The 19,659-nt window shown below is 41.4% G+C and carries 19 protein-coding genes; 10 read left to right on the top strand and 9 right to left on the bottom strand.

The annotated features are described in order from the left end of the window. Nucleotides 1–67: 67 nt before the first annotated feature. The 4 genes from QM629_RS02245 to QM629_RS02230 form a co-directional block, all read right to left on the bottom strand. Nucleotides 68–778 (bottom strand): lysophospholipid acyltransferase family protein, encoded by a 711-nt coding sequence (locus QM629_RS02245; RefSeq protein ID WP_415156752.1) that lies wholly within the window; start codon nt 776–778, stop codon nt 68–70. Between the two features lie 77 nt (nt 779–855). Further along, on the bottom strand, nt 856–2,976 hold the full coding sequence (locus QM629_RS02240) for a prolyl oligopeptidase family serine peptidase (protein ID WP_415156750.1): 2,121 nt from the start codon (nt 2,974–2,976) through the stop codon (nt 856–858). Nucleotides 2,977–3,136: 160 nt separating this feature from the next. After that, a complete protein-coding gene (locus tag QM629_RS02235) occupies nt 3,137–4,525 on the bottom strand; it encodes a chloride channel protein (protein ID WP_415156748.1) in 1,389 nt (462 codons plus the stop codon). Between the two features lie 170 nt (nt 4,526–4,695). After that, complete coding sequence (locus tag QM629_RS02230) at nt 4,696–5,607, bottom strand: hypothetical protein (RefSeq protein WP_415156746.1); 912 nt, start codon at nt 5,605–5,607, stop codon at nt 4,696–4,698. Between the two features lie 289 nt (nt 5,608–5,896). Between QM629_RS02230 and QM629_RS02225 the strand changes: the two genes are divergently transcribed. From QM629_RS02225 to QM629_RS02200, 6 genes are all read left to right on the top strand, one after another. Then, nucleotides 5,897–6,322: an OsmC family protein gene (locus tag QM629_RS02225; RefSeq protein WP_415156744.1), complete on the top strand. Its 426-nt coding sequence runs from the start codon at nt 5,897–5,899 to the stop codon at nt 6,320–6,322. A gap of 319 nt (nt 6,323–6,641) precedes the next feature. Beyond that, nucleotides 6,642–6,890: a hypothetical protein gene (locus QM629_RS02220; protein ID WP_415156742.1), complete on the top strand. Its 249-nt coding sequence runs from the start codon at nt 6,642–6,644 to the stop codon at nt 6,888–6,890. Continuing rightward, nucleotides 6,887–7,189 (top strand): type II toxin-antitoxin system RelE/ParE family toxin, encoded by a 303-nt coding sequence (locus QM629_RS02215; protein WP_415156740.1) that lies wholly within the window; start codon nt 6,887–6,889, stop codon nt 7,187–7,189. Before QM629_RS02220 ends, QM629_RS02215 begins: the two co-directional genes overlap by 4 nt. 472 nt (nt 7,190–7,661) lie before the next feature. Continuing rightward, complete coding sequence (locus QM629_RS02210; RefSeq protein ID WP_415156738.1) at nt 7,662–8,840, top strand: trans-sulfuration enzyme family protein; 1,179 nt, start codon at nt 7,662–7,664, stop codon at nt 8,838–8,840. Between the two features lie 57 nt (nt 8,841–8,897). Continuing rightward, entirely contained in the window at nt 8,898–9,149 is a 252-nt protein-coding gene (locus tag QM629_RS02205; protein ID WP_415156736.1) for a type II toxin-antitoxin system Phd/YefM family antitoxin, read from the top strand. Continuing rightward, a complete protein-coding gene (locus tag QM629_RS02200; protein WP_415156734.1) occupies nt 9,149–9,406 on the top strand; it encodes a Txe/YoeB family addiction module toxin in 258 nt (85 codons plus the stop codon). The genes QM629_RS02205 and QM629_RS02200 overlap by 1 nt, the downstream gene beginning before the upstream one ends. A gap of 119 nt (nt 9,407–9,525) precedes the next feature. Here the strand turns inward: QM629_RS02200 and QM629_RS02195 are convergent, their stop codons facing one another. From QM629_RS02195 to QM629_RS02185, 3 genes are all read right to left on the bottom strand, one after another. After that, complete coding sequence (locus QM629_RS02195) at nt 9,526–10,128, bottom strand: hypothetical protein (RefSeq protein WP_415156732.1); 603 nt, start codon at nt 10,126–10,128, stop codon at nt 9,526–9,528. Nucleotides 10,129–10,132: 4 nt separating this feature from the next. Continuing rightward, the gene (locus QM629_RS02190; RefSeq protein ID WP_415156730.1) at nt 10,133–10,627 is read right to left on the bottom strand and encodes an RNA polymerase sigma factor; all 495 of its coding nucleotides are present in this window, start codon (nt 10,625–10,627) and stop codon (nt 10,133–10,135) included. 177 nt (nt 10,628–10,804) lie between these two features. After that, nucleotides 10,805–11,773, bottom strand: coding sequence for a hypothetical protein (locus QM629_RS02185; RefSeq protein ID WP_415156728.1), 969 nt, complete (start codon nt 11,771–11,773; stop codon nt 10,805–10,807). A gap of 508 nt (nt 11,774–12,281) precedes the next feature. On the opposite strand from QM629_RS02185, the gene QM629_RS02180 reads away from it, so the two are divergent. The 3 genes from QM629_RS02180 (at nt 12,282) to QM629_RS02170 (ending at nt 16,317) form a co-directional block, all read left to right on the top strand. Beyond that, nucleotides 12,282–13,082: a glycerophosphodiester phosphodiesterase gene (locus tag QM629_RS02180; RefSeq protein WP_415156726.1), complete on the top strand. Its 801-nt coding sequence runs from the start codon at nt 12,282–12,284 to the stop codon at nt 13,080–13,082. A gap of 245 nt (nt 13,083–13,327) precedes the next feature. Then, nucleotides 13,328–13,759 carry a DUF2147 domain-containing protein gene (locus QM629_RS02175; RefSeq protein ID WP_415156724.1) on the top strand — a complete coding sequence of 144 codons (432 nt, stop codon included), beginning with the start codon at nt 13,328–13,330 and terminating at the stop codon, nt 13,757–13,759. A 269-nt stretch (nt 13,760–14,028) separates the two neighbouring features. Continuing rightward, nucleotides 14,029–16,317: an aconitate hydratase gene (locus QM629_RS02170; RefSeq protein ID WP_415156722.1), complete on the top strand. Its 2,289-nt coding sequence runs from the start codon at nt 14,029–14,031 to the stop codon at nt 16,315–16,317. Nucleotides 16,318–16,398: 81 nt separating this feature from the next. Here QM629_RS02170 and QM629_RS02165 read toward each other — a convergent pair whose 3' ends face one another. Beyond that, nucleotides 16,399–17,145 (bottom strand): hypothetical protein, encoded by a 747-nt coding sequence (locus tag QM629_RS02165; RefSeq protein WP_415156720.1) that lies wholly within the window; start codon nt 17,143–17,145, stop codon nt 16,399–16,401. A 331-nt stretch (nt 17,146–17,476) separates the two neighbouring features. Between QM629_RS02165 and QM629_RS02160 the strand changes: the two genes are divergently transcribed. Next, nucleotides 17,477–18,373 (top strand): ribonuclease Z, encoded by an 897-nt coding sequence (locus QM629_RS02160; RefSeq protein WP_415156718.1) that lies wholly within the window; start codon nt 17,477–17,479, stop codon nt 18,371–18,373. A gap of 130 nt (nt 18,374–18,503) precedes the next feature. Here the strand turns inward: QM629_RS02160 and QM629_RS02155 are convergent, their stop codons facing one another. Further along, nucleotides 18,504–19,619: an alpha/beta hydrolase gene (locus QM629_RS02155; protein WP_415156716.1), complete on the bottom strand. Its 1,116-nt coding sequence runs from the start codon at nt 19,617–19,619 to the stop codon at nt 18,504–18,506. Between the last annotated feature and the right edge of the window lie 40 nt (nt 19,620–19,659).

The raw sequence follows: 19,659 nt of genomic DNA, 5'->3' as shown, positions 1-19,659 counted from the left end.
TTATTCAGGCCGGGCATAAAATTAGGGAAGTTAAATAACTCCCTTCAGGGTTGGGGCATAACTCCCTTCAGGGCCGGGGCTTCGGGCTTCCATATCTTCTCAATCCTTCGTCCATAGCTGCATATACTTTTTGCTTAAGCAATTTTATATCCTGTTTATCGGCATAGCCTTCAACGCTTATTTCATCTAAAAACACACAACGGCTGATACCGGGCGTTAAAGAAAAGATGCTTTTCTGGTTAAGCCTTTCATTATTATCAACAAATAAAATGGGTTTAACAGGTGTTTGCGTTTCAACAGCCGTACGAAAGGCGCCGTCATAAAATGCTTTCAGCGGTTTTCCAGTTTCATTGAACGTGCCTTCAGGAAAAATAAAAATAGAAATACCATGCTTAATGGCAGCCTTTAAAGCGCGAAGGCTTTGTGCGCGATGGGCGGCATCGCTCCTGTCAACCAATATAACGGCAACGCGGTAAATGAAACCGAAAACAGGATAATGCACCATTTCATATTTGCCCAGCACCCGCACCGGCTGGTGCATGCACATTACAACAGAAGGTATATCCATATAAGAAGAATGGTTGGCAACAAAGATGTATTGCTTATTCCTGTTATGCGGAACCTCATAAATTTCCCTGTGCCATATACCAATCAGGGAATACCAGATAATGCCCCAGATACGGCAGGTTTTATAAACAAGGTTTCCTGCTTTTACTTTACCCAGGGGCAGGTAAAACAATACCAGCACAAACACCATAAGCATTAAAGCAATAAACATAAGCATTGCATACAACCAATACAACAACTGAAAGAAGCGGAGGATTATTTTCACTGTATAAAAAACCGGCGCGGGTTTTATTTAGATGTATTATATGATAAGCCCATATTCCATAACAGGAATGCCCATTTATCAGCCTGCTCGCTTATTACCATTGATGTAGGCTTACCGGCGCCATGGCCAGCCCTGGTTTCAATGCTTATCAGCACCGGCTTATTACAGCTTTGCGCTGCCTGCAGCGAAGCGGCAAACTTAAATGAATGCGCCGGCACCACACGGTCGTCATGATCTGCAGTGGTTACAAGCGTTGCAGGATAACAGGTTCCTTTTTTTACAGCATGCACAGGAGAATATTTGTATAAATATTCAAACATTTCTTTATTATCATCAGCCGTGCCGTAATCGTAAGCCCAGCCTGCACCGGCAGTGAATTTATGATAGCGCAGCATATCCATTACACCAACAGCAGGAAAACAAACTTTATATAAGTCAGGCCGCTGCGTCATACAGGCGCCTATCAGCAAGCCGCCATTGCTGCCGCCAGAGATGGCGAGGTATTCTTTCGATGTGTATTTTTCACGGATGAGGTATTCTGCAGCAGCAATAAAATCATCAAACACATTCTGCTTTTTTGTTTTAATACCTGCATTATGCCAGGCGTCGCCATACTCGCCGCCGCCGCGCAAATTGGGAACGGCATAGATGCCGCCATTTTCTATAAACACCAAGTTACTGATGCTGAACGAAGGCGTAAGGCTTATACCGAAACCTCCATATCCATACAGCATTAAAGGATTCCTGCTATTTTGCTGCATACCTTTTTTAAAGGTTATGATCATGGGGATTTTTGTTCCATCTTTTGAATGATAAAACACCTGCCGGCTTTCGTACGCATCGGGATTATAGTTAATGGCCGGCTTTTTATAAACAGTGGTATTGCCGCCGGCAATATCGTATTTAAAAATGGTGGGCGGATATACATAAGAAGTAAAGGTGAAATAGGTTTCTCTTTCTTCGCGCTTACCGCTAAAGCCGCCTGCAGTGCCGGGGCCCGGCAAATGAACAATACGCTCTTTCACGCCATTCAAATCATACTGTATTACTTCGCTTACTGCATCCTGTATGTATTGTGCAAAGAGTTTGCCGCCGCAGGTTGACACATCGAGGGGAAACTGCGTTTCGGGAATAAGGTCTTTCCAATATTCCGGTGTGGGCGTGGCGGCATCTGTTATAACCAGCCTGCTGTTTGGCGCATTTTTATTGGTAGCAATGTATAGTTTGCCATTATTGCTGTAAACCACATTTTGCACCGTTTCAAAACCGGTAACAAGCGGAACGATCGCAGCGCCCGGCTTTGTGAGATCCTGTATATACAACTCATTGCCATAAGTAGAATTGGCTGCGCTTATAACAAGGTATTGCTGGTCTTCAGTTACATAAGCGCCAATATACCTGCGCGGCGTTGCTTCTCCGCCAAAAATTAATTTATCTTCACTTTGCGGTGTGCCCAGCTTATGATAAAATAATTTATGATGATCTGTTTTGCCCGAAAGCTGGCTGCCTTCTTTGGGCTTATCGTAGCTGCTGTAATAAAAGCCTTCATTCTGTTTCCAGGCAATGCCGCTGAACTTTACATCCCTTAGAGTATCATCAAGTATTTTTTTTGTTGCAGCATCTGTTATTAAAAGCTTGTTCCAGTCTGATCCGCCCTCAGAAATGGTATATGCTGCAAGGGATCCGTCTTTTGTAAACTCAAGCCCGGTAAGCGATGTAGTGCCGTCGGCAGAAAATTTATTCGGGTCTAAAAACAGTTCAGCCGCTTCATTATCTTTCTGCCTGTATAATACACTCTGGTTCTGTAAGCCATTATTCTTAAAAAAATAGGTATAGCCGCCTTCCTTAAACGGTGCGGAATATTTTTCGTAATTCCATAATGCCGTAAGCCTTTCTTTAATAGCGCTCCTGAAAGGTATTTGCGCCAGGTATGCATTGGTTACTTCATTTTCACGCTTCACCCAGTCTTTTGTATCATCTGCCGTATCATGCTCCAGCCACCGGTAAGGATCGCTCACTTTTGTTCCAAAAAAATCATCGGTCTGATCAACTGTTTTCGTTTCAGGATATTTACCTGTAAACGCATTTTGCGCAAAGGTGGTTATGCTCATCGTAATCATTAAAATAAAAATTGAATGTTTCATGTGTCAATTTTTTATCGTCTTCAATGGCCGCCTGTCGGCAGATAGAAAATTCGCCATAAAATTCTCATCGCTTTGGGCAAAATTTTGCTCGAAAATTTTTACGATTCATTTCATAGTACAGCATGGCTTTAGTTCAATACCTGCAATGTAACCTTATCTGTTAATGTTTGGAAAAGGAAATTTTTTCATCGTCTTCATGCATTAGTTCATGTACATATTGCGCTTTGAGATGATGGTACAAAGAATGCTTATCAACCACCAGTGAAGCAATGCTTGCAATAAGCCCGGCCAGCATCAGGTGAAAAATAAGGTTATTGCGGTCAGTCATTTCCAGCACAAGGATAGCGCAGGTAAAGGGCGAGCGCGTAACGCCTGTGAGAAAACTTACCATGCCGCAAAGAATAATAATATTGGCATCGCTGGCATTCAAATTAAGCCATCCGGCCACCAGCGAGCCAATGCTGGCGCCGGCACTTAATGCCGGCGCAAAAATGCCGCCAGCGCTGCCTGCCGTAAATGAAAAAACAGAGCCCGCCATTCTAAGCAGGGGCATATACCAGGCCGTATATTTTTCAGAAGTAAATAATGCTTTCACCATTAAATCTTTGCCCGACCCTATGGCGTCTTCATTAAACAAAAAGGCAAAGCATGCAATAACCAATGCACAAAATACCATGTATAAAACATGCTGGTACTTAAATTTGAATGTTGACTTCCATTTTTGTACCAGCAGGATGATACGGCTGATATAAGCGCCGAAAAAACCGGCAATAATTGCCACCACTATCACAATGCTAAATACCCACCACGAGAGCGCATTTATTTGCGGGTAGCCTAAATACAAATACGATCCTAAAAAACCCTGCGCCGTTAAGCCCGCAATGATGACCGCCGTAAAAATGGCTGTTTTAAAATAACTGAGATGCGTTTTGGTAAGCTCTTCAATAGCAAACACAATACCACCCAGCGGCGTATTAAAAGCGGCAGCAAGGCCGGCTGCTGCACCGGTCATAATCATGATGCGCTTTGAGATTTTCGGGTACCACGCCGGCAGCCATTCATTTATGTTTCTGAATATGGAACCGGCAATCTGTATGGTAGGGCCTTCCCTTCCCACAATACCGCCGCCCACTGCCATTATTAAAGAAGAAATGATCTTTACCAGTATTACAGGAATGCTTAACAGCTTCTTTATTTTACTGTTACATTTAGGCGTTGCCAGTTCAATGGCGGCAATAACCTGCGGTATGCCACTGCCTTTTGCGTATGGAGCAAACCGGTTTACCACCCACCACGATATAATAAAACAGCCAGGCGTTATAATAAAAAACAGCCAGGTATGTGTATGAAATATCCAGCCTCTCACCCATTCGGCCAGGGCAAACAGCTTTGTATATAGAACAGCAGTTAACCCGGTTACAATAGAGGCAATCCAAAAGGGCACGGCCTGCAGGATATTGGCTTTAATATTTTCATTTGAGATAGCATCAAAGGCATATTTTAATTTTAAACGGAGGGCTGAATACGCTTTGCGGAATAACTCTTTCATTAAATACAAATTATCAATAGCTATCCGCACTTGTATGTTGGTACAATGCCGGCAATGCAGATGCTCAGTTAAATTATTAAAATGTGGATTGCCGCAAATTAATAATTTAAGTTTCCAATTTGTAAATAATCAGTAAAACAGTTAGGCACAGTTTATACCGGGCAAAATGTTCAATCCTGGTCAGCCAATGCCATAACGGCCTGCAGCATGGGAATTAAAAGCGTTAGTTTTGAAGCGGAAGACAGTGCACCATTTGCAAATTTCCCCGCAATGTTTGCTGCTATTTTTGACAGCCGTTCGCGAACAATTAAAACAGGCAAAGACTGCCCTACCTTTATCCTGAACAGCCTCCAATAATTTGTGCGCCTTTTATTTCTTATGAATTTCATGCACAGGGTTTCATGGCTGGGCGTTAAATCGGGCACAACATTTTCCAACTCCTGTTCCCAGGCATTATCTTTTTCATATCCCAATTCTATCAGCTTACGGCTTACAGACCCGTGCTTTTTTATCTGGCCTGCCACCCTTGCTTTATGTTTTCGCCAGTTGCCAATGCTGGCTGCAGACACAGGCCTCAACCCTTTTAATGCATTAATATAACTTTCTGAAGGCCTGGCAGACTGGTGAAACTGGCTAAACAAAGCCTTCTTACGCAAAAAAGGCAGCCTCGCATGTATATATTCCTGTACTATATCAGGATGGGTAACCAGGTCTTCATATTTAACGGTTATAAACCGGGGATGCTTTTTTAACCTGTCGCCCATTCTTGTAAAACATTTCCATATAGACAGGCTGCTCCAGTACTTTTGCTCATCATTTGGATGCTTGCTTACTATGGTATCCCGTGCATCGCGCAACATATAAATAATGTAAAGATCCTGCAGCCAATTGAGCATGTATTCTGCAATTATAATGTCCCGCGGGTTTTTGGTTAAATATATTTCCCCGCGCCGGGATGGCGGCACCGCTAACCTTGCCTCCTTTACTTTATAGATGTCTATTTCAAAACAATTATACATCATTTCAGCAATAAGCGTAGTGCCGCAACGCGAACAACAGCCAACAACATGTACCCTTTTCATTATTTTTTAATATCTGGTTTAATTCGCCGGAAGCTTTAAATTTTCCCGGCACCTACATTAAATGGATATTAGTACAAATTATTGTCTTGAAGAAAAAGGTTGAGGCATATAAGCCCTTTTTAGAGGTAAACGGAAGGCATGGGGCAAACGGCCTGAATATTTTGTTAATTAAGCGCATTAAAGGCATCTGCTGTTGCCATAAAAATAAAAGGTCATATTCAGGGCAATCTGATAAACATACAGTTTAATTGACAAACATACATTTACTTTTGCAGGCAAAGTATTTTACATGATAACAGTTGAATTAAACAGGGTGCATGGCGATTATGGCTTTGAAGTGACAGATGAAAGCGGGAAAACTGTACATATTGATAACAGTCCCGAACATGGCGGCGATAATTTTGGCGTGCGGCCCATGCAGATGGTATTGATGGCGCTGGCCGGCTGCAGCGGCATGGATGTAATTTCCATACTTAAAAAACAAAGGCAAAATGTAGCAGGTTATAAAACCATTGTTAAGGGTGAAAGGGAACCTGGCGTTGAACCTTCTGTATGGAAAAAAGCAGAGCTTGAATTTATAATTTACGGCGATGTTGATGAAGGCAAGGCGCAACGCGCCGTTGAATTATCTATCAATAAATACTGCTCGGTGGCTGAAACATTAAGAAGAGCGGGCGCTGATATTACATGGAGCGTGAGCGTGGTGGCATCATGAATCATGAAGCCCTGTGCTGCGAAGTCTCCGTATCTGAAGTGTTCGAACCCTGCATTAGCGATCCGTATGATCGCCCACGTGTGTAGAAATAATTGTGCCGGGAGATTTCCACACCGTAGGGGTGGTACATGTAAACGTTCCGTTCCAATGGAACGGTAAAGAAACATTACGGACAGCATTGTACACACGTTAAGCCTCTGTGAGGCTTTAAGAAAATGGTTGCGAACACTTGTGGTCACCGTTCTGCGAAGTCTCCGGACTTTTACTAATGCTTTTTTAATTTTGAGAAAGAGTTTTAAAAAACGATAAAAATAAAATTATGACAACAACAGCCATTCGTGAGCAGCTAAAAAACTACCTGCAAGTTGCAGATGAAAAAAAGGTAAAGGCTATTTATGCGCTTGTTGAAGACGATATTAAGAATGATGATTTTGAATATCCCGAAGCGCTGAAAACGCAGCTTGACGCAATAGAAGAAGATTACAATAAAGGCGATGTAAAGTTTTATACAGAAAAAGAAATACGGGCAGAAACCAGGAAGTTGCTGAAATCGCTGCAAAAGAAATGAAATACCAGATTATCTATTCGCCGCTTGCAGGAAAACAGCGAAATGAAATTATTCTTTGGTATGCTGAACGAAGTTTGCCTGCAATGGAAAACTTTATTATAGAATTAGACACAGTTGTAAAAGGCTTGTATTTAAACCCGCAACGATTTCGCAAAACGTATAAAAATTATCACCAGGTTGCACTGAAAAAATTTCCTTATTATGTTATTTATTCTGTAAAAGAACAAGATGGAATTGTAATAATTGCTTCTATCTGGCATCATAAACGCAGCTCAAGGAAAAAGTATAGCAATTTGTAAAAAGCAGACATATTGAATAGTTTAAAAACAAAGAAGCTCCGCGCTGCAAAGTTCCCGGACCTGAAGTGTTCGAAACCTGCATTAGCGCTCCGTATGATCGCCCACGTGTGTGGAAATAATTGTGCCGGGGAGATTTCCACACCGTAGGGGTGGTGAGTGTAAACGTTCCGTTCCAATGGAACGGTAAAGAAACATTACGGGCAGCATTGTACACACGTTAAGCCTCTGTGGGCTTTAAGAAAATGGTTGCGAAAAGCTATGGTCCGGAGACTTCGCAGTTCTATGCGAAAAGCCTGCCTTGTCGGCAGACAGGTCTCCAGACTTTTGCTAAAGCATTTCAGCAACCCCTGCCTGCCAGATGGGTAGGATATTCGGGTAAGGGAATAAATGATTATTAAATATTGAGCAATGCATATATAAATAACGGCACAAAGCCGGCAACATATAAATATTAAATCAACAACCAATAAAAATGAGCGAGACAAGCAACAAACCGAATGAATTAACCGAAGCGATAAGAATACAAATTCCCACAACAGGTGAAGGAGAGCACTCAACACCGCTTTATCTAACCAGCAGCTTTACATTTGAAGAAGCAGAAACCATGCGGGCCGCTTTTGCCGATGAAAATGATGAAAACATTTACAGCCGTTTTACCAATCCCAATGTAGATGAGTTTATAAAAAAAATGTGCGCGCTGGAACAGGTGGAAGCGGGTTACGCCACGGCTACAGGCATGGCGGCTGTGTTTGCAAGCATGTTTGCGCTGCTGAAACAGGGCGACCATTTAATATGCAGCAGCTCGGTATTTGGCAGCACGCATACCATGGTCACCAAATTTTTACCACGCTACGGCATTGAAACCACGTTGGTGGATGCCAACGATAAAGAAGCCTGGGAAAAAGCAGTAAAGCCCAACAGTAAAATGTTGTTTATAGAAACGCCTACCAATCCGCAGCTTGAAATTATTGACCTGGAATGGGCCGGGCAATTTGCCAAACAGCATCATTTAATTTACAATGTTGATAATTGTTTTGCCACGCCCTTGCTGCAAAAGCCTGCCTTATATGGTGCAGATATAATTGTGCATTCTGCAACAAAATGGATTGACGGCCAGGGCCGTGTTTTAGGTGGCATTGTTGTGGGCAGAAAAGACCTGATAAAAGATATTTATTTGTTCAGCCGCAATACAGGGCCTTCTTTATCGCCGTTCAATGCATGGGTTTTGAGCAAGAGCCTCGAAACACTGGATGTGCGTTTGCAGCGCCACTGTGAGAATGCGCTGAAAGTGGCAGCGGCACTGAAACAGCATAAAAATGTGGAGTGGGTGAAATATCCTTTTATGGAAAACCATCCGCAGTATAACATTGCCAAAAAGCAAATGAAAGCCGGTGGTGGCATTGTTTGTTTTGAAGTAAAAGGCGGCGTAGAAAAAGGAAGGCAGTTTTTAAATAAACTGAAGATGCTTTCCATGACAGCTAATCTCGGCGATACAAGAAGCATCGCATCACATCCTGCCAGCACAACACATTCCAAGCTTACTGAACAGGAAAGACTGAATGTGGGCATTACACCCGGCCTGATAAGAATTTCTGTGGGGCTGGAATATGCAGATGATATAATTAATGATCTGAACCAGGCGTTAGACTAAATAACTGTACGGCGTTAGTGATATTCTTTCCTTATTTTTATACTCAAATAAGTACTTATGGAAGTATTAAATTATACGGAGTTTAGAAATAATCTAACGGAAAGCCTGAATAAAGTAACAGCAGATTCAGAAATAATAATTGTATCACGGGGTAAGGGGAAGAACGTAGTAGTAATGAGCCTTGATGAATACAATGCCTTTAAAGAAACAATTTATCTTACATCAACGAAAGCCAACCGTAAAAGATTAGATGACGCCCTGAATGAAATGGAGAAAGGAAAATTTAAGAAACATAAACTGGTTGAATAATGGAGTTGGTGTGGCAAACCAATGCCTGGGAAGACTATTTATACTGGCAAAAAACGGATGACAAAATACTGTTTCGTATAAATGAACTGATTAAAGACTGCCTTCGTTCGCCCTTTAAAGGCATAGGAAAGCCGGAACCGCTTAAGGGGAATTATTCAGGATGCTGGAGCAGGAGAATTAATGACGAGCACAGGCTGGTGTATAAAATATCAAAGGAAAGACTACATATTTTGCAATGCAGGTTTCATTATAAATAATTTGATGAGCTTAGCCAGACGAAGAATTGAATTTGGTTGCTTAATCGGTTTTTCATAGTCTTAACAAAAGTGATGTTCTTTAAAAAAACTAAAGAACATCACTATAAATATTTTAAGGGTTACTGCATTTTTTCAAGTATTTCTTTGAGGTAATTTATATGACGTCCAAATTGCTTTTGATATGAATATCTCTGAAAGAAATAACCTGATGCTATATACGCTAAATATACTGCAGCTCTCAAATAAACCGGCACATCAGCCCACGCATTACTATTTTTATTTTGATGTGTTACAATTTCAAATCCTATACAAATTAAAGCAAGCCCAAATACCCCCAGCCATTTCTGTATTGTCAGGCTTCTTTCAACAGCGGCTACCTTATTTTTTAATTCAGTTCTTACGGGCAATTCTATATACTGCAATTTATTTATCAAAAAATACCCACAAACGCGGTTAATAATATCAAGCATTAACAACGGACAAATAAACCATGGATTTAATATTATATTATTATGCCATCTTTCCGGATGTGATGCAAAGTCATATATAATATATCCGCAACAAAAAACTATTAAAAGAAAGTACCTTTCATATTTCGATTTTAAACTGGCCAACGGGCCGTAACTTTTGTGTTGTATCATGTCTGTAATTTTTTTATTATGGGCATCAATGTCTGAAGGCGATTGTTGCTGCCATGCCTGTTTTAGTTCATCAAGTTCCATAATATTAAGGTTTAATAATTTGTTTTAATTTGTCTTTTATCCTGTTCATTTTTACTCTCAGGTTTCCCTGGTTAATGCCAAGTATGTCTTCCATTTCATTATAACTTTTATCTTCCAGGTAAAGCATAATGATTGCTTTTTCAACTTCATTCAATTGAGCAATAGCATTGTACAGATGGCCGAGTTGTTTATCTTTTGTATCATCGTATTGAACATCGCCTGCTGTAGATGGAAGATTATCCGGTTCAGAAAATTGAATAAAGTTCTTTTGCTTTCTAAGGCCGGCTATAGCTATATATATCGCGACTCTATACATCCACGTACTTACCTTGGATTGCCCTTTAAAACCCGGATAAGATTTCCATAGCTGAATAACAATTTCCTGGAATAAATCCTGCCTGTCCTGCAATTCCTTTTTATATACACGGCAAACCTTCCATATCAGGAATTCATTATTCTGTATCAGTGTTTCAAAATCTTTTTCCAGTGCTTTATTCACCAATGTAACAGTTGTGTTTAACTGAATAGTAGCCTAATGATATAATTTGTTACAGTAAAAGATAATTTTTTTTACACCGTGAAAAAAATGAGAGGCTGTCTCAAAAGTCGAGTCAGCCTCTTTTTTATTCGGATACCTTGATGGAGAAAGTTTTCGTTTAAGCGATTCTCAAAGCCTTCAATCTGCTTTTGAGACTTCCTCCTTCGCCAGCCACAACGATGCATTGATAAAAAACGTGGAATGGCTATTGCCGACTGCATCCCACCCGTCGTGCAGTTTATTGCCTTTTGCGCCGGAGCCATCATCCGCCGGAGAACTGTCGCCAACAACAACTATTCTTCCCTTCCCATAAGTGCTGTATGCAGCCATTGCGCGAATCTTGTTTTGCGGGTAATTATTCATCCAGAACAAACCTTTCGCCGCCGGCGATGTAAGTGTAATGGTAGTGCCATTATTAAACTGCAAGGCAGTTACTTTTCCTTGCGGGCCTTGCATAATTAGATTTGTATCGGCAGTAATATTGGAAGATCGCTGGCTAATATTGGTTAAATAAATAGAGAAGCCAAACGGATCTTTTTGTACGGGATTATTATTCATCAGATCATTCCAGATAGCAGGCGAATCCCAGCCATCATTATTCCTGTCTGAATGATCATGATCGGCTATCATGAACAAGCCGCCGCCGTTCTGTACAAAACTGACAATCGCCGTTTTTTCATTATCACTGAAGCGGATATTGGGCTCATCAATAATAAAAACATCGTAATGCAAAAGGTCTTGTGCATTCTTTGAATCGCCATAAGTGATGTGGCCGCCTTCCTGCAAGGTTTCTACCTGCTGCTTTTGCTTTACCAATGCAATTCCCCAGGATGATAAAGCGCCCGTCCAGTAAGTTTCAGGCGTTAATGCATTAATATTTTCCTGCGGCGGTGTTGGCAACCGTTTTGCAAGATTGTTGTCTTCATCAATAACCCAGTCTGCATTGCCGGCAGTTTCAGATTTGGTGTTATCAAACAAAAATCTCTTTACATTTACTTCATGAACAAGCGATGTATCCGCAAAGCTGTTTTGCGGTATATTGTTCTTATTTGCACCGCAGGATACGAAAAACAGGGAGGCGAAAAATAAAACCTGTGCGCTCTTCATAAATAGGAATTCATTCCGGCTAAAATAATTTTATTTTAAAGAATGAGGCTGCAATAAAACAAAAGCAGGAATGGAACTTATTTAGATTTTATTGTGAATTACAACGATTTTCATCTCCGATGAAGATACTATAATTCATTAAACATGACAAGCTTTTAATGTTTCATTCTGTGTAATTTCCATGCCTTTGCGCTCTTTGCCTGCTTTGCTTCGCCGCGTAAAAAACAAACTTATTGCAGCTTAACAGGCTGCAATGATGCATGTATAAAGAACCTGGAAAAAACTAACCTGGAATTAGTAATTTGATAATCCCTTACCGGCATTGATGCTTTACCTTTATACCGTTCATTAACCTCAGGGCTAATTCAATAACTGATGAAACCGGGCATGATAATTTTTTCTCACACAACCTGTTCCGAACCAGCTTCGGGAGGAGAATGCCTGCCTGCCGGACAGGCAGGTACATAGCGAGGTTCCATCCGACCAATTAAAAAATAAACTTGTACGGATGAAAAAAATTTTTGTTCTTTCTGCGATTGCATTGCTTGCGGCTGCCTGTTCGGTTTCAAGAAACAGTAATGCTAAAATAAAGTTTGCCGCCAATGTGGTGGTGGCGCACCGGGGCGCCCATGCGCTGAGCAACCTTCCTGAAAATTCTATTGCTTCACTGCAGCAGGCAATTCAGCTACATTGTACAGGCTCTGAATTTGATGTATGGATGACGGCTGATGATTCACTGGTTATCCACCACGACTCCGACTATAATAAGCTCACTATTGAAACAACAGGCTTTAGCGAATTGAGAAAATATCCGTTTCCCAACGGCGAGCCGCTGCCTTCGCTGCGCGAATACCTGCTGGCCGGCGTAAAAGACAACCATGCAACGAGGCTGGTGCTTGAAATAAAACCGTCTAAAATAAGTAAAGAACGCAGCATAGCGGTTACGGATAAGGTGATACAATTGGTGCACGAGTTAGGTTGTGCCAAATTCATGGTGTATATAAGTTTTGATTACGATATAATGAAACATATCCATGCCATTGAGCCCGGGGCCATAACACAATATTTAAACGGCGACATTGCTCCTGCCGCTTTAAAAGCAGACGGCATAAGCGGCGCAGATTATCATTTCTCCGTGTTTGCAAAGAACCCGGCCTGGATAACGGAAGCCAAAAAAAATAATATCCGGCTTAATGCCTGGACGGTTGACGACACCACCAATATGCGCTGGCTGCTGGACAGCGGGTTTAATTTTATTACCACCAACCAGCCTGAAATGCTGTTTGAATTATTGAAAAGCAGGAAATAAATTCTGGAAACGTCATATAAGATACATAGCTTTTAGCATGAACAAGAACAAAAGCGGCACAAAGGGAGACTGTATTAAAAAGCCTGTTTAGCAAATATGCCACGAAGGCTTAAAGACATAAAGCCTTGATTTTAAAACTTATTTTTTTTCGTGCCTTAGTGTATGGTACTTCCTATTCTGTTAAAATAAAAATAACATAGCAATTGCATGCGCTTTGTATATAAGTTGTTCGCATTTTTATGCTGATGAAATATATTACTGTAATTGCTTTATTATTATCTGCATTAACGCTTACTGCGCAAAATAATCCTGATGCTATATTAGGCAAATGGGAATCATCTGAAAAAAATCTTATTGTAGAAGTGTATAAACAGCATAATAACTTTCAGGCGCGTATAATTTGGTTTAACAATCCCGGTAACCTACTGCCTGAAACCGATATAAAAAACCCTGATAAAGATTTGCGTTCCAGGAAAATTGTGGGCATGGATGTACTGTCGGGTTTAGAATACAATGCAAAACAAAACAGGTGGACAGGCGGAAAGATATATGACTGCACCAGCGGCCATACCTGGAGCGCTACTGTATGGCTGGCATCGCCGGATGAATTGAATGTAAGAGGGTTCTACCTGGTAAGATGGCTGGGCAAAACGATGCTGTTTACGAAGGCAGATTAACCGCATGCTGTCTTTACTAAATTATATTTCATTTTTCTTTTCATTCATGGCAGGCGCTAATCTGATGTTTGTAAAAATTCAAATTGCATTCACCCTCATAGTTGATTTCTGTTTTACATTATTCGATTGTAAATTTGCATGATTCTGAATAATTGTTTTTATTTACCGGCGGCTGATACATGGTGGCGTTCCTGTCTGCTGCGTTATGCAGGCAGCGTTTTTTGTATCGCTCCTTTGTACTTTGGTTTCAAGCATAAAACACACCAAACATGGCATTTGATATTGAAATGATTAAAAAAGTGTACAGCGAATTGCCTGCTAAAATTGCTGCTGCACGCAAAGTTCTTAACCGTCCATTAACCTTAGCAGAAAAAATTCTCTTTGCACATCTTTCTCCCGACCAGGAACCGGAGGCATTTGAACGCGGCAAAAACTATGTAAATTTTGCGCCAGACCGTGTTGCTATGCAGGATGCTACGGCTCAAATGGCTTTATTGCAGTTTATGCAGGCAGGCAGGCCAAAAGTGGCCGTACCATCAACAGTGCATTGCGATCATTTAATACAGGCCAAAGTGGGCGCTAAAGAAGACCTTGCCACAGCGCTGCAGGTAAATAAAGAAGTATATGATTTTTTGGCTTCCGTTTCTGATAAATACGGGATTGGTTTCTGGAAACCCGGTGCAGGCATCATTCACCAGGTGGTGCTGGAAAACTATGCTTTTCCCGGCGGCATGATGATCGGCACCGACAGCCATACGCCAAATGCGGGCGGCCTCGGCATGATTGCCATAGGCGTAGGCGGCGCAGACGCCTGTGATGTAATGGCTGGCTTACCATGGGAATTAAAATGGCCCAAGCTTATTGGCATAAAACTTACCGGTAAAATGAGCGGCTGGACAAGCGCAAAAGATATTATCCTCTGGGTGGCCGGGCAGCTAACCGTGAAAGGCGGCACCGGCGCCATAGTTGAATATTTCGGCGAAGGCGCAGACAGTTTCAGCGCCACCGGCAAAGGCACCATTTGCAACATGGGCGCTGAAATTGGCGCCACCTGTTCTTTGTTTGCCTACGATGAAAAGATGGCAGCTTATTTAAGGTCAACAGCAAGAGCTGATATTGCTGAATTAGCTAATGGCGTTAAGGAATACCTTCGCCCCGATGCGGAAGTATATGAAAATCCTGAACTGTATTACGACCAGGTGCTTGAATTGAATTTAAGCGAACTGGAGCCGTATGTAAACGGGCCTTTCACACCAGATCTTGCAACGCCTATTTCTAAAATGAAAGAAGCAGTTGAAAAAAATGGCTGGCCTGCAAAGCTGGAAGTGGCTTTGATTGGAAGCTGTACAAATTCTTCTTATGAAGATATAAGCCGCTCTGCCTCCATTGTAAAAGATGCGGTGAGCAAAGGGCTTAAAACAAACAGCGAATTTACCATTACGCCCGGCTCGGAACAGGTTCGTTTTACCATAGAAAGGGATGGCTTTATAAACGATTTTGAAAGTGTGGGCGGCATTGTACTGGCAAATGCCTGCGGGCCCTGCATCGGCCAATGGGCAAGGCATGTGGATGACCCGAACAAGAAGAACACCATCATCACTTCTTTCAACAGGAACTTTGCAAAACGCAACGATGGCCTTGCATCTACCCATGCTTTCGTTGCTTCCCCTGAAGTGGTAACAGCCATGGCCATAGCCGGCACTATCGCCTTCAATCCCATCACAGATAAATTGAAAAATGATAAAGGCGAAGAAATTTTGCTGAACGAGCCACGGGGCTATGAACTGCCTCCAAAAGGTTTTGCGGTAGATGACCCGGGCTTCCAGGCGCCTGCTGAAGACGGCAGTAAGGTGCAGGTTGCAGTTGATCCTGATTCCCAAAGATTGCAGTTGCTGGCACCTTTTAAAGAATGGGAAGGCACTGATTTAAAAGGCCTGAAATTATTAATCAAAGCCAGGGGAAAATGTACAACCGATCATATTTCCATGGCTGGCCCGTGGCTGAAATTCCGTGGCCATCTTGATAATATTTCCAATAACATGCTGATAGGTGCAGTTAACTTTTTTAATAATCAAACAGACGCTGTAAAGAATGAACTAACCGGTGAATATGGCGCTGTGCCGGCAACCCAAAGGGCATATAAAGCTGCAGGCATTGGCACCATTGTGGTGGGCGATGAGAATTATGGCGAAGGAAGCTCCCGCGAACATGCGGCTATGGAGCCTCGTTTTCTTGGCGTAAGGGCCATTCTTGTAAAAAGCTTTGCGCGCATACACGAAACCAACCTGAAGAAACAGGGCATGCTGGCGCTTACATTCGCTAACAAAGATGATTATGATAAAATACTTGAAGACGACACATTTGATATTAGTGGATTAACCACATTTGCACCAGGCGTATCATTGCATATTGTTATTCACCACAGCGATGGCGCTTCTGAAACAATTGAAGTAAACCACACGTATAATGAACAGCAGATTGAATGGTTTAAAGCAGGTGCTGCATTAAACATTATCCGCAAAAAGTTTAATGCTTCTGTTGAAGAACCTGTTTCATAAATTAACTGGTAAGTAACGAAAAGAGGCTGTTCTTAATGTAAGACAGCCTCTTTCTTATTTGTAATAATCCCGTTCAATCTTTTATTTGTTATTAGACAGCTTTCTTATTTTCTGGCCCTTGGGATTAAAATGTTCTCCGCCCACTTTATCCATGCTCATCTTGGTTGGTGTGCCATGGTTCTTTGATAAGAATTCATCTTTATCAGCCTTGGCATTATTCACCTGTGTTTCCTGCTCTCTGGTAGGCTGTTGCCTGTTTTGTTTTACAGCCTGTGTTTCTGCATGCGTAGGGTTTGACCTGATGCCGCCTTCGCCGTTAAAGCTTGCCCGGTTGGCAGCCAGCGGTTTATTAACTGCCGTTTTATCAACATAAACATGGTGCACTGCCGTTTTATTTACATTCACTACAGCCGTATTGTAGTGGAATACATTGCTGATCCATCGGCCGCCCGAAAAACCAACACCAAAATACCCAAATCCGTAATTAATACCGCCATAAAACCCAACCTCAGTGCCCCAGTAGCCGGGATAAAAATCATACACGCCATTTACAAAAGCCCAATAAGGAGGTGTCCATAATAAATCCGGCGCAGGAGGGGCCACCCAAACACCCGGTACCCAATAATATTCGCCGGTGGCTTCATCAAATGCCCAATACCCGGGTGTCCATATATAACCATCAGCAGGGCAGGGCGGCTGCACATACGTGGGCAAAGGCGGCGGCGCTATTTTAGCAGTAACTGAAATTTCTATTCCCTGTGCCCTTACCAGGAAAATGCAAAACATGAATATTGAAGTGAACAATACCTTTTTAAAGACTTTTTTCATAAATTTCATTTTAGTTGAATTAAGAGCCTGTTTAAATTTTAAATCCCAAACCAACATTACAGGTTTAGCCCAAAAAAATTTGCCTGATTTTGTCTCAATCAGCATCAAAAAACATTGAAAACAAGCAACTTTCTGACCTATAATAAATTCTGGAAATAAATTTTAAACAGGCTCTTAGATTGATATAAAAATGAATAGTTGCCCTTCTCCTTTGTTTTAATATATTAATAACAAACTCAAAAAAAATGCCATATAAAGAAGATATTCAAAATATATCGCCGTTCCGGCTACCTTCACTACTGTTTTAGAAATTATCATTTTACTTTGTTGCATGTTTGGTGTAACCATACTTGGAAATAATTCTGCATTGCCTGCCTATAACAGGCACCCTACCGCACAGGTTATCAACCTGTGCGACCAGTTGTTTTTGGTTGATTGCGGCGAAGGCACACAAATGCAAATGAACCTGTATAAAATAAAGCGAAGCCGCATAAATCATATTTTTATTTCGCATCTGCATGGCGATCATTATTTTGGCCTGCCAGGTTTAATAACAAGTTATGGATTACTTGGCCGCGTTGCAGATCTGCATTTATATGCCCCTCCGCCGCTAAAAGAGATCCTTGACCGGCAGCTTGCCGTTGCAGGCACTGTGCTTCCATATATGTTATATTTTCACCCTTTGAAAGAAGGGACTATGGCTGATGAGGAAAAGTTTTCCGTTGAATGCTTTAAAGTATTTCACCGCATAGACTGCTATGGGTTTTTGTTTCGTGAAAAAAGGAAACCAAGAAAGATAAATATTGAAGCAGCATCAAAATACAATGTACCATTCGAATTGTTTGACCAATTAAAAGAAGGCAATGATATTATGCTGAATAAGGAGCTTATAAAAAATGAGGAACTTACAGTTGCAAACAAGCCACCCAAAGCTTATGCATTCTGTGCTGATACAATATATACGGAAAGCCTGTCGGAAAAAGTGAAAGATGTTGATTTATTATATCATGAAGCTACTTACCTGAAAGATAAAACCGAAAAAGCGGTCAGCCGTTTTCATTCAACCAGTGAGCAGGCTGCCATGCTTGCAAAACTTTCCAATGCAAAAAAACTATTGATCGGCCATTTCAGCAGTACTTATGAAAGCCTTGACAGCTTTTTAACGGAAGCGCAGGCGGTGTTTCCCGATACACAATTAGCTTTAGAGGGGCAGAGTTTTATTGTATAAGCACTTATATAATTTTTCCATTTTTATGGTTTTTCGCACAGAGCAAAGAAGTGAACAGAGAAATAACGCACCTCGTCAGCGCTGTATGCTCCATGCGACATAATAACATAATAAGCTATTGCATCAGCCATCAGTAAAAATCGGGAAACTCCTGCCGCCAGTATTTTTCATTATGCTGGCCCAGGGGAAAAATCACATCCTGCATATTGCAGCAGTTTTTCTCTTTAATGATGTTATACATTTTTTGCATATCGCGTACCATTGACGCTGTTTCTTTTTCACCGGCATACAAATAGATACGAAACTTTTGCTGCCATTTTACATTTGCAACATCTGTGTAAAGCTGCGGCATTATTGAAAAATCAGGAGAGAAAATACCTGCCCCGCCAAACACTTCAGGATACTGAACCAATGCATACAAAGAAACCAACGCCCCCATGCTGCTGCCCGCAATAAATGTGTGCAACATCTCTTTTTGCGTACGATAATTTTTATCAATGAAAGGCTTTAATGTGATTGCAAGAAAATCAATATACAGCTTGGCTTCTCCTTTGCCATATTTTGCATCATTATATGGATTGTATTCATTCATGCGCTTATCGCCACAATTATCAATACCAACTACAATACATTCCTTGTTACCGTTTTTAGCCATTGAATCAAGCGATTCATCAATGCCCCACTCATTGCTAAAGGCGGTTTGCTCGCTAAATAAGTTCTGCCCGTCCTGCATATACAATACCGGGTAGGTATTTGTTTTTAGTTTATTATAAGATGGCGGCAGGTAAATCCATATCCTGCGATAGCGGTTTAACTGCGGCATCAAAAAAGCAGTGTCTATAATATGCACATTTACCGAAGCAGTATTGGGCCTGGGTTTTTCAGGCGCATCATCCTTCCAGCCGGCAATCGTAATATCAATTGTTGTATCGCCTTTTATGTCTGCCATCCTGTTATCAATATCCTCCCCTTTCGCTGTTGTTTCAACCTTATCCCAACTGCCGCGCGTAAACTTAAATTCATGATGGCCTGTATCAATATTCATAACAATTATGCAGCGGTTACCGCCAAATGGCTTCAGCTTCAATTTAGTATCCGCAGGGTTCCATTCATTAAAATCTCCTGCAATAAATATTTCATCCCGGGGCTTGGCCGCAATGGAAGATACAACAATGCGAACTGTATATTGGGCCTTTAAACCGCTGCTGCAACAAGTAAAGAGTATAATAGCAATTAAATACTTCATGCACTAAAATAAATTTATAGAATAACGAAGGCAAACATCA

This window comes from Parafilimonas sp. (genome assembly GCF_047606085.1).
GTDB lineage: Bacteria > Bacteroidota > Bacteroidia > Chitinophagales > Chitinophagaceae > Parafilimonas.
Note: the sequence above shows the minus strand (reverse complement) of the source record. Positions and strands in the feature narration are given on the sequence as shown.

Coding starts and splice junctions, on each gene's coding strand:
- QM629_RS02245 (WP_415156752.1), bottom strand. CDS start 778: ATGTTTATTGCTTTAATGCTTATGGTGTTTGTGCTGGTATTGTTTTAC.
- QM629_RS02240 (WP_415156750.1), bottom strand. CDS start 2,976: ATGAAACATTCAATTTTTATTTTAATGATTACGATGAGCATAACCACC.
- QM629_RS02235 (WP_415156748.1), bottom strand. CDS start 4,525: ATGAAAGAGTTATTCCGCAAAGCGTATTCAGCCCTCCGTTTAAAATTA.
- QM629_RS02230 (WP_415156746.1), bottom strand. CDS start 5,607: ATGAAAAGGGTACATGTTGTTGGCTGTTGTTCGCGTTGCGGCACTACG.
- QM629_RS02225 (WP_415156744.1), top strand. CDS start 5,897: ATGATAACAGTTGAATTAAACAGGGTGCATGGCGATTATGGCTTTGAA.
- QM629_RS02220 (WP_415156742.1), top strand. CDS start 6,642: ATGACAACAACAGCCATTCGTGAGCAGCTAAAAAACTACCTGCAAGTT.
- QM629_RS02215 (WP_415156740.1), top strand. CDS start 6,887: ATGAAATACCAGATTATCTATTCGCCGCTTGCAGGAAAACAGCGAAAT.
- QM629_RS02210 (WP_415156738.1), top strand. CDS start 7,662: ATGAGCGAGACAAGCAACAAACCGAATGAATTAACCGAAGCGATAAGA.
- QM629_RS02205 (WP_415156736.1), top strand. CDS start 8,898: ATGGAAGTATTAAATTATACGGAGTTTAGAAATAATCTAACGGAAAGC.
- QM629_RS02200 (WP_415156734.1), top strand. CDS start 9,149: ATGGAGTTGGTGTGGCAAACCAATGCCTGGGAAGACTATTTATACTGG.
- QM629_RS02195 (WP_415156732.1), bottom strand. CDS start 10,128: ATGGAACTTGATGAACTAAAACAGGCATGGCAGCAACAATCGCCTTCA.
- QM629_RS02185 (WP_415156728.1), bottom strand. CDS start 11,773: ATGAAGAGCGCACAGGTTTTATTTTTCGCCTCCCTGTTTTTCGTATCC.
- QM629_RS02180 (WP_415156726.1), top strand. CDS start 12,282: ATGAAAAAAATTTTTGTTCTTTCTGCGATTGCATTGCTTGCGGCTGCC.
- QM629_RS02175 (WP_415156724.1), top strand. CDS start 13,328: ATGAAATATATTACTGTAATTGCTTTATTATTATCTGCATTAACGCTT.
- QM629_RS02170 (WP_415156722.1), top strand. CDS start 14,029: ATGGCATTTGATATTGAAATGATTAAAAAAGTGTACAGCGAATTGCCT.
- QM629_RS02165 (WP_415156720.1), bottom strand. CDS start 17,145: ATGAAAAAAGTCTTTAAAAAGGTATTGTTCACTTCAATATTCATGTTT.
- QM629_RS02160 (WP_415156718.1), top strand. CDS start 17,477: ATGTTTGGTGTAACCATACTTGGAAATAATTCTGCATTGCCTGCCTAT.
- QM629_RS02155 (WP_415156716.1), bottom strand. CDS start 19,619: ATGAAGTATTTAATTGCTATTATACTCTTTACTTGTTGCAGCAGCGGT.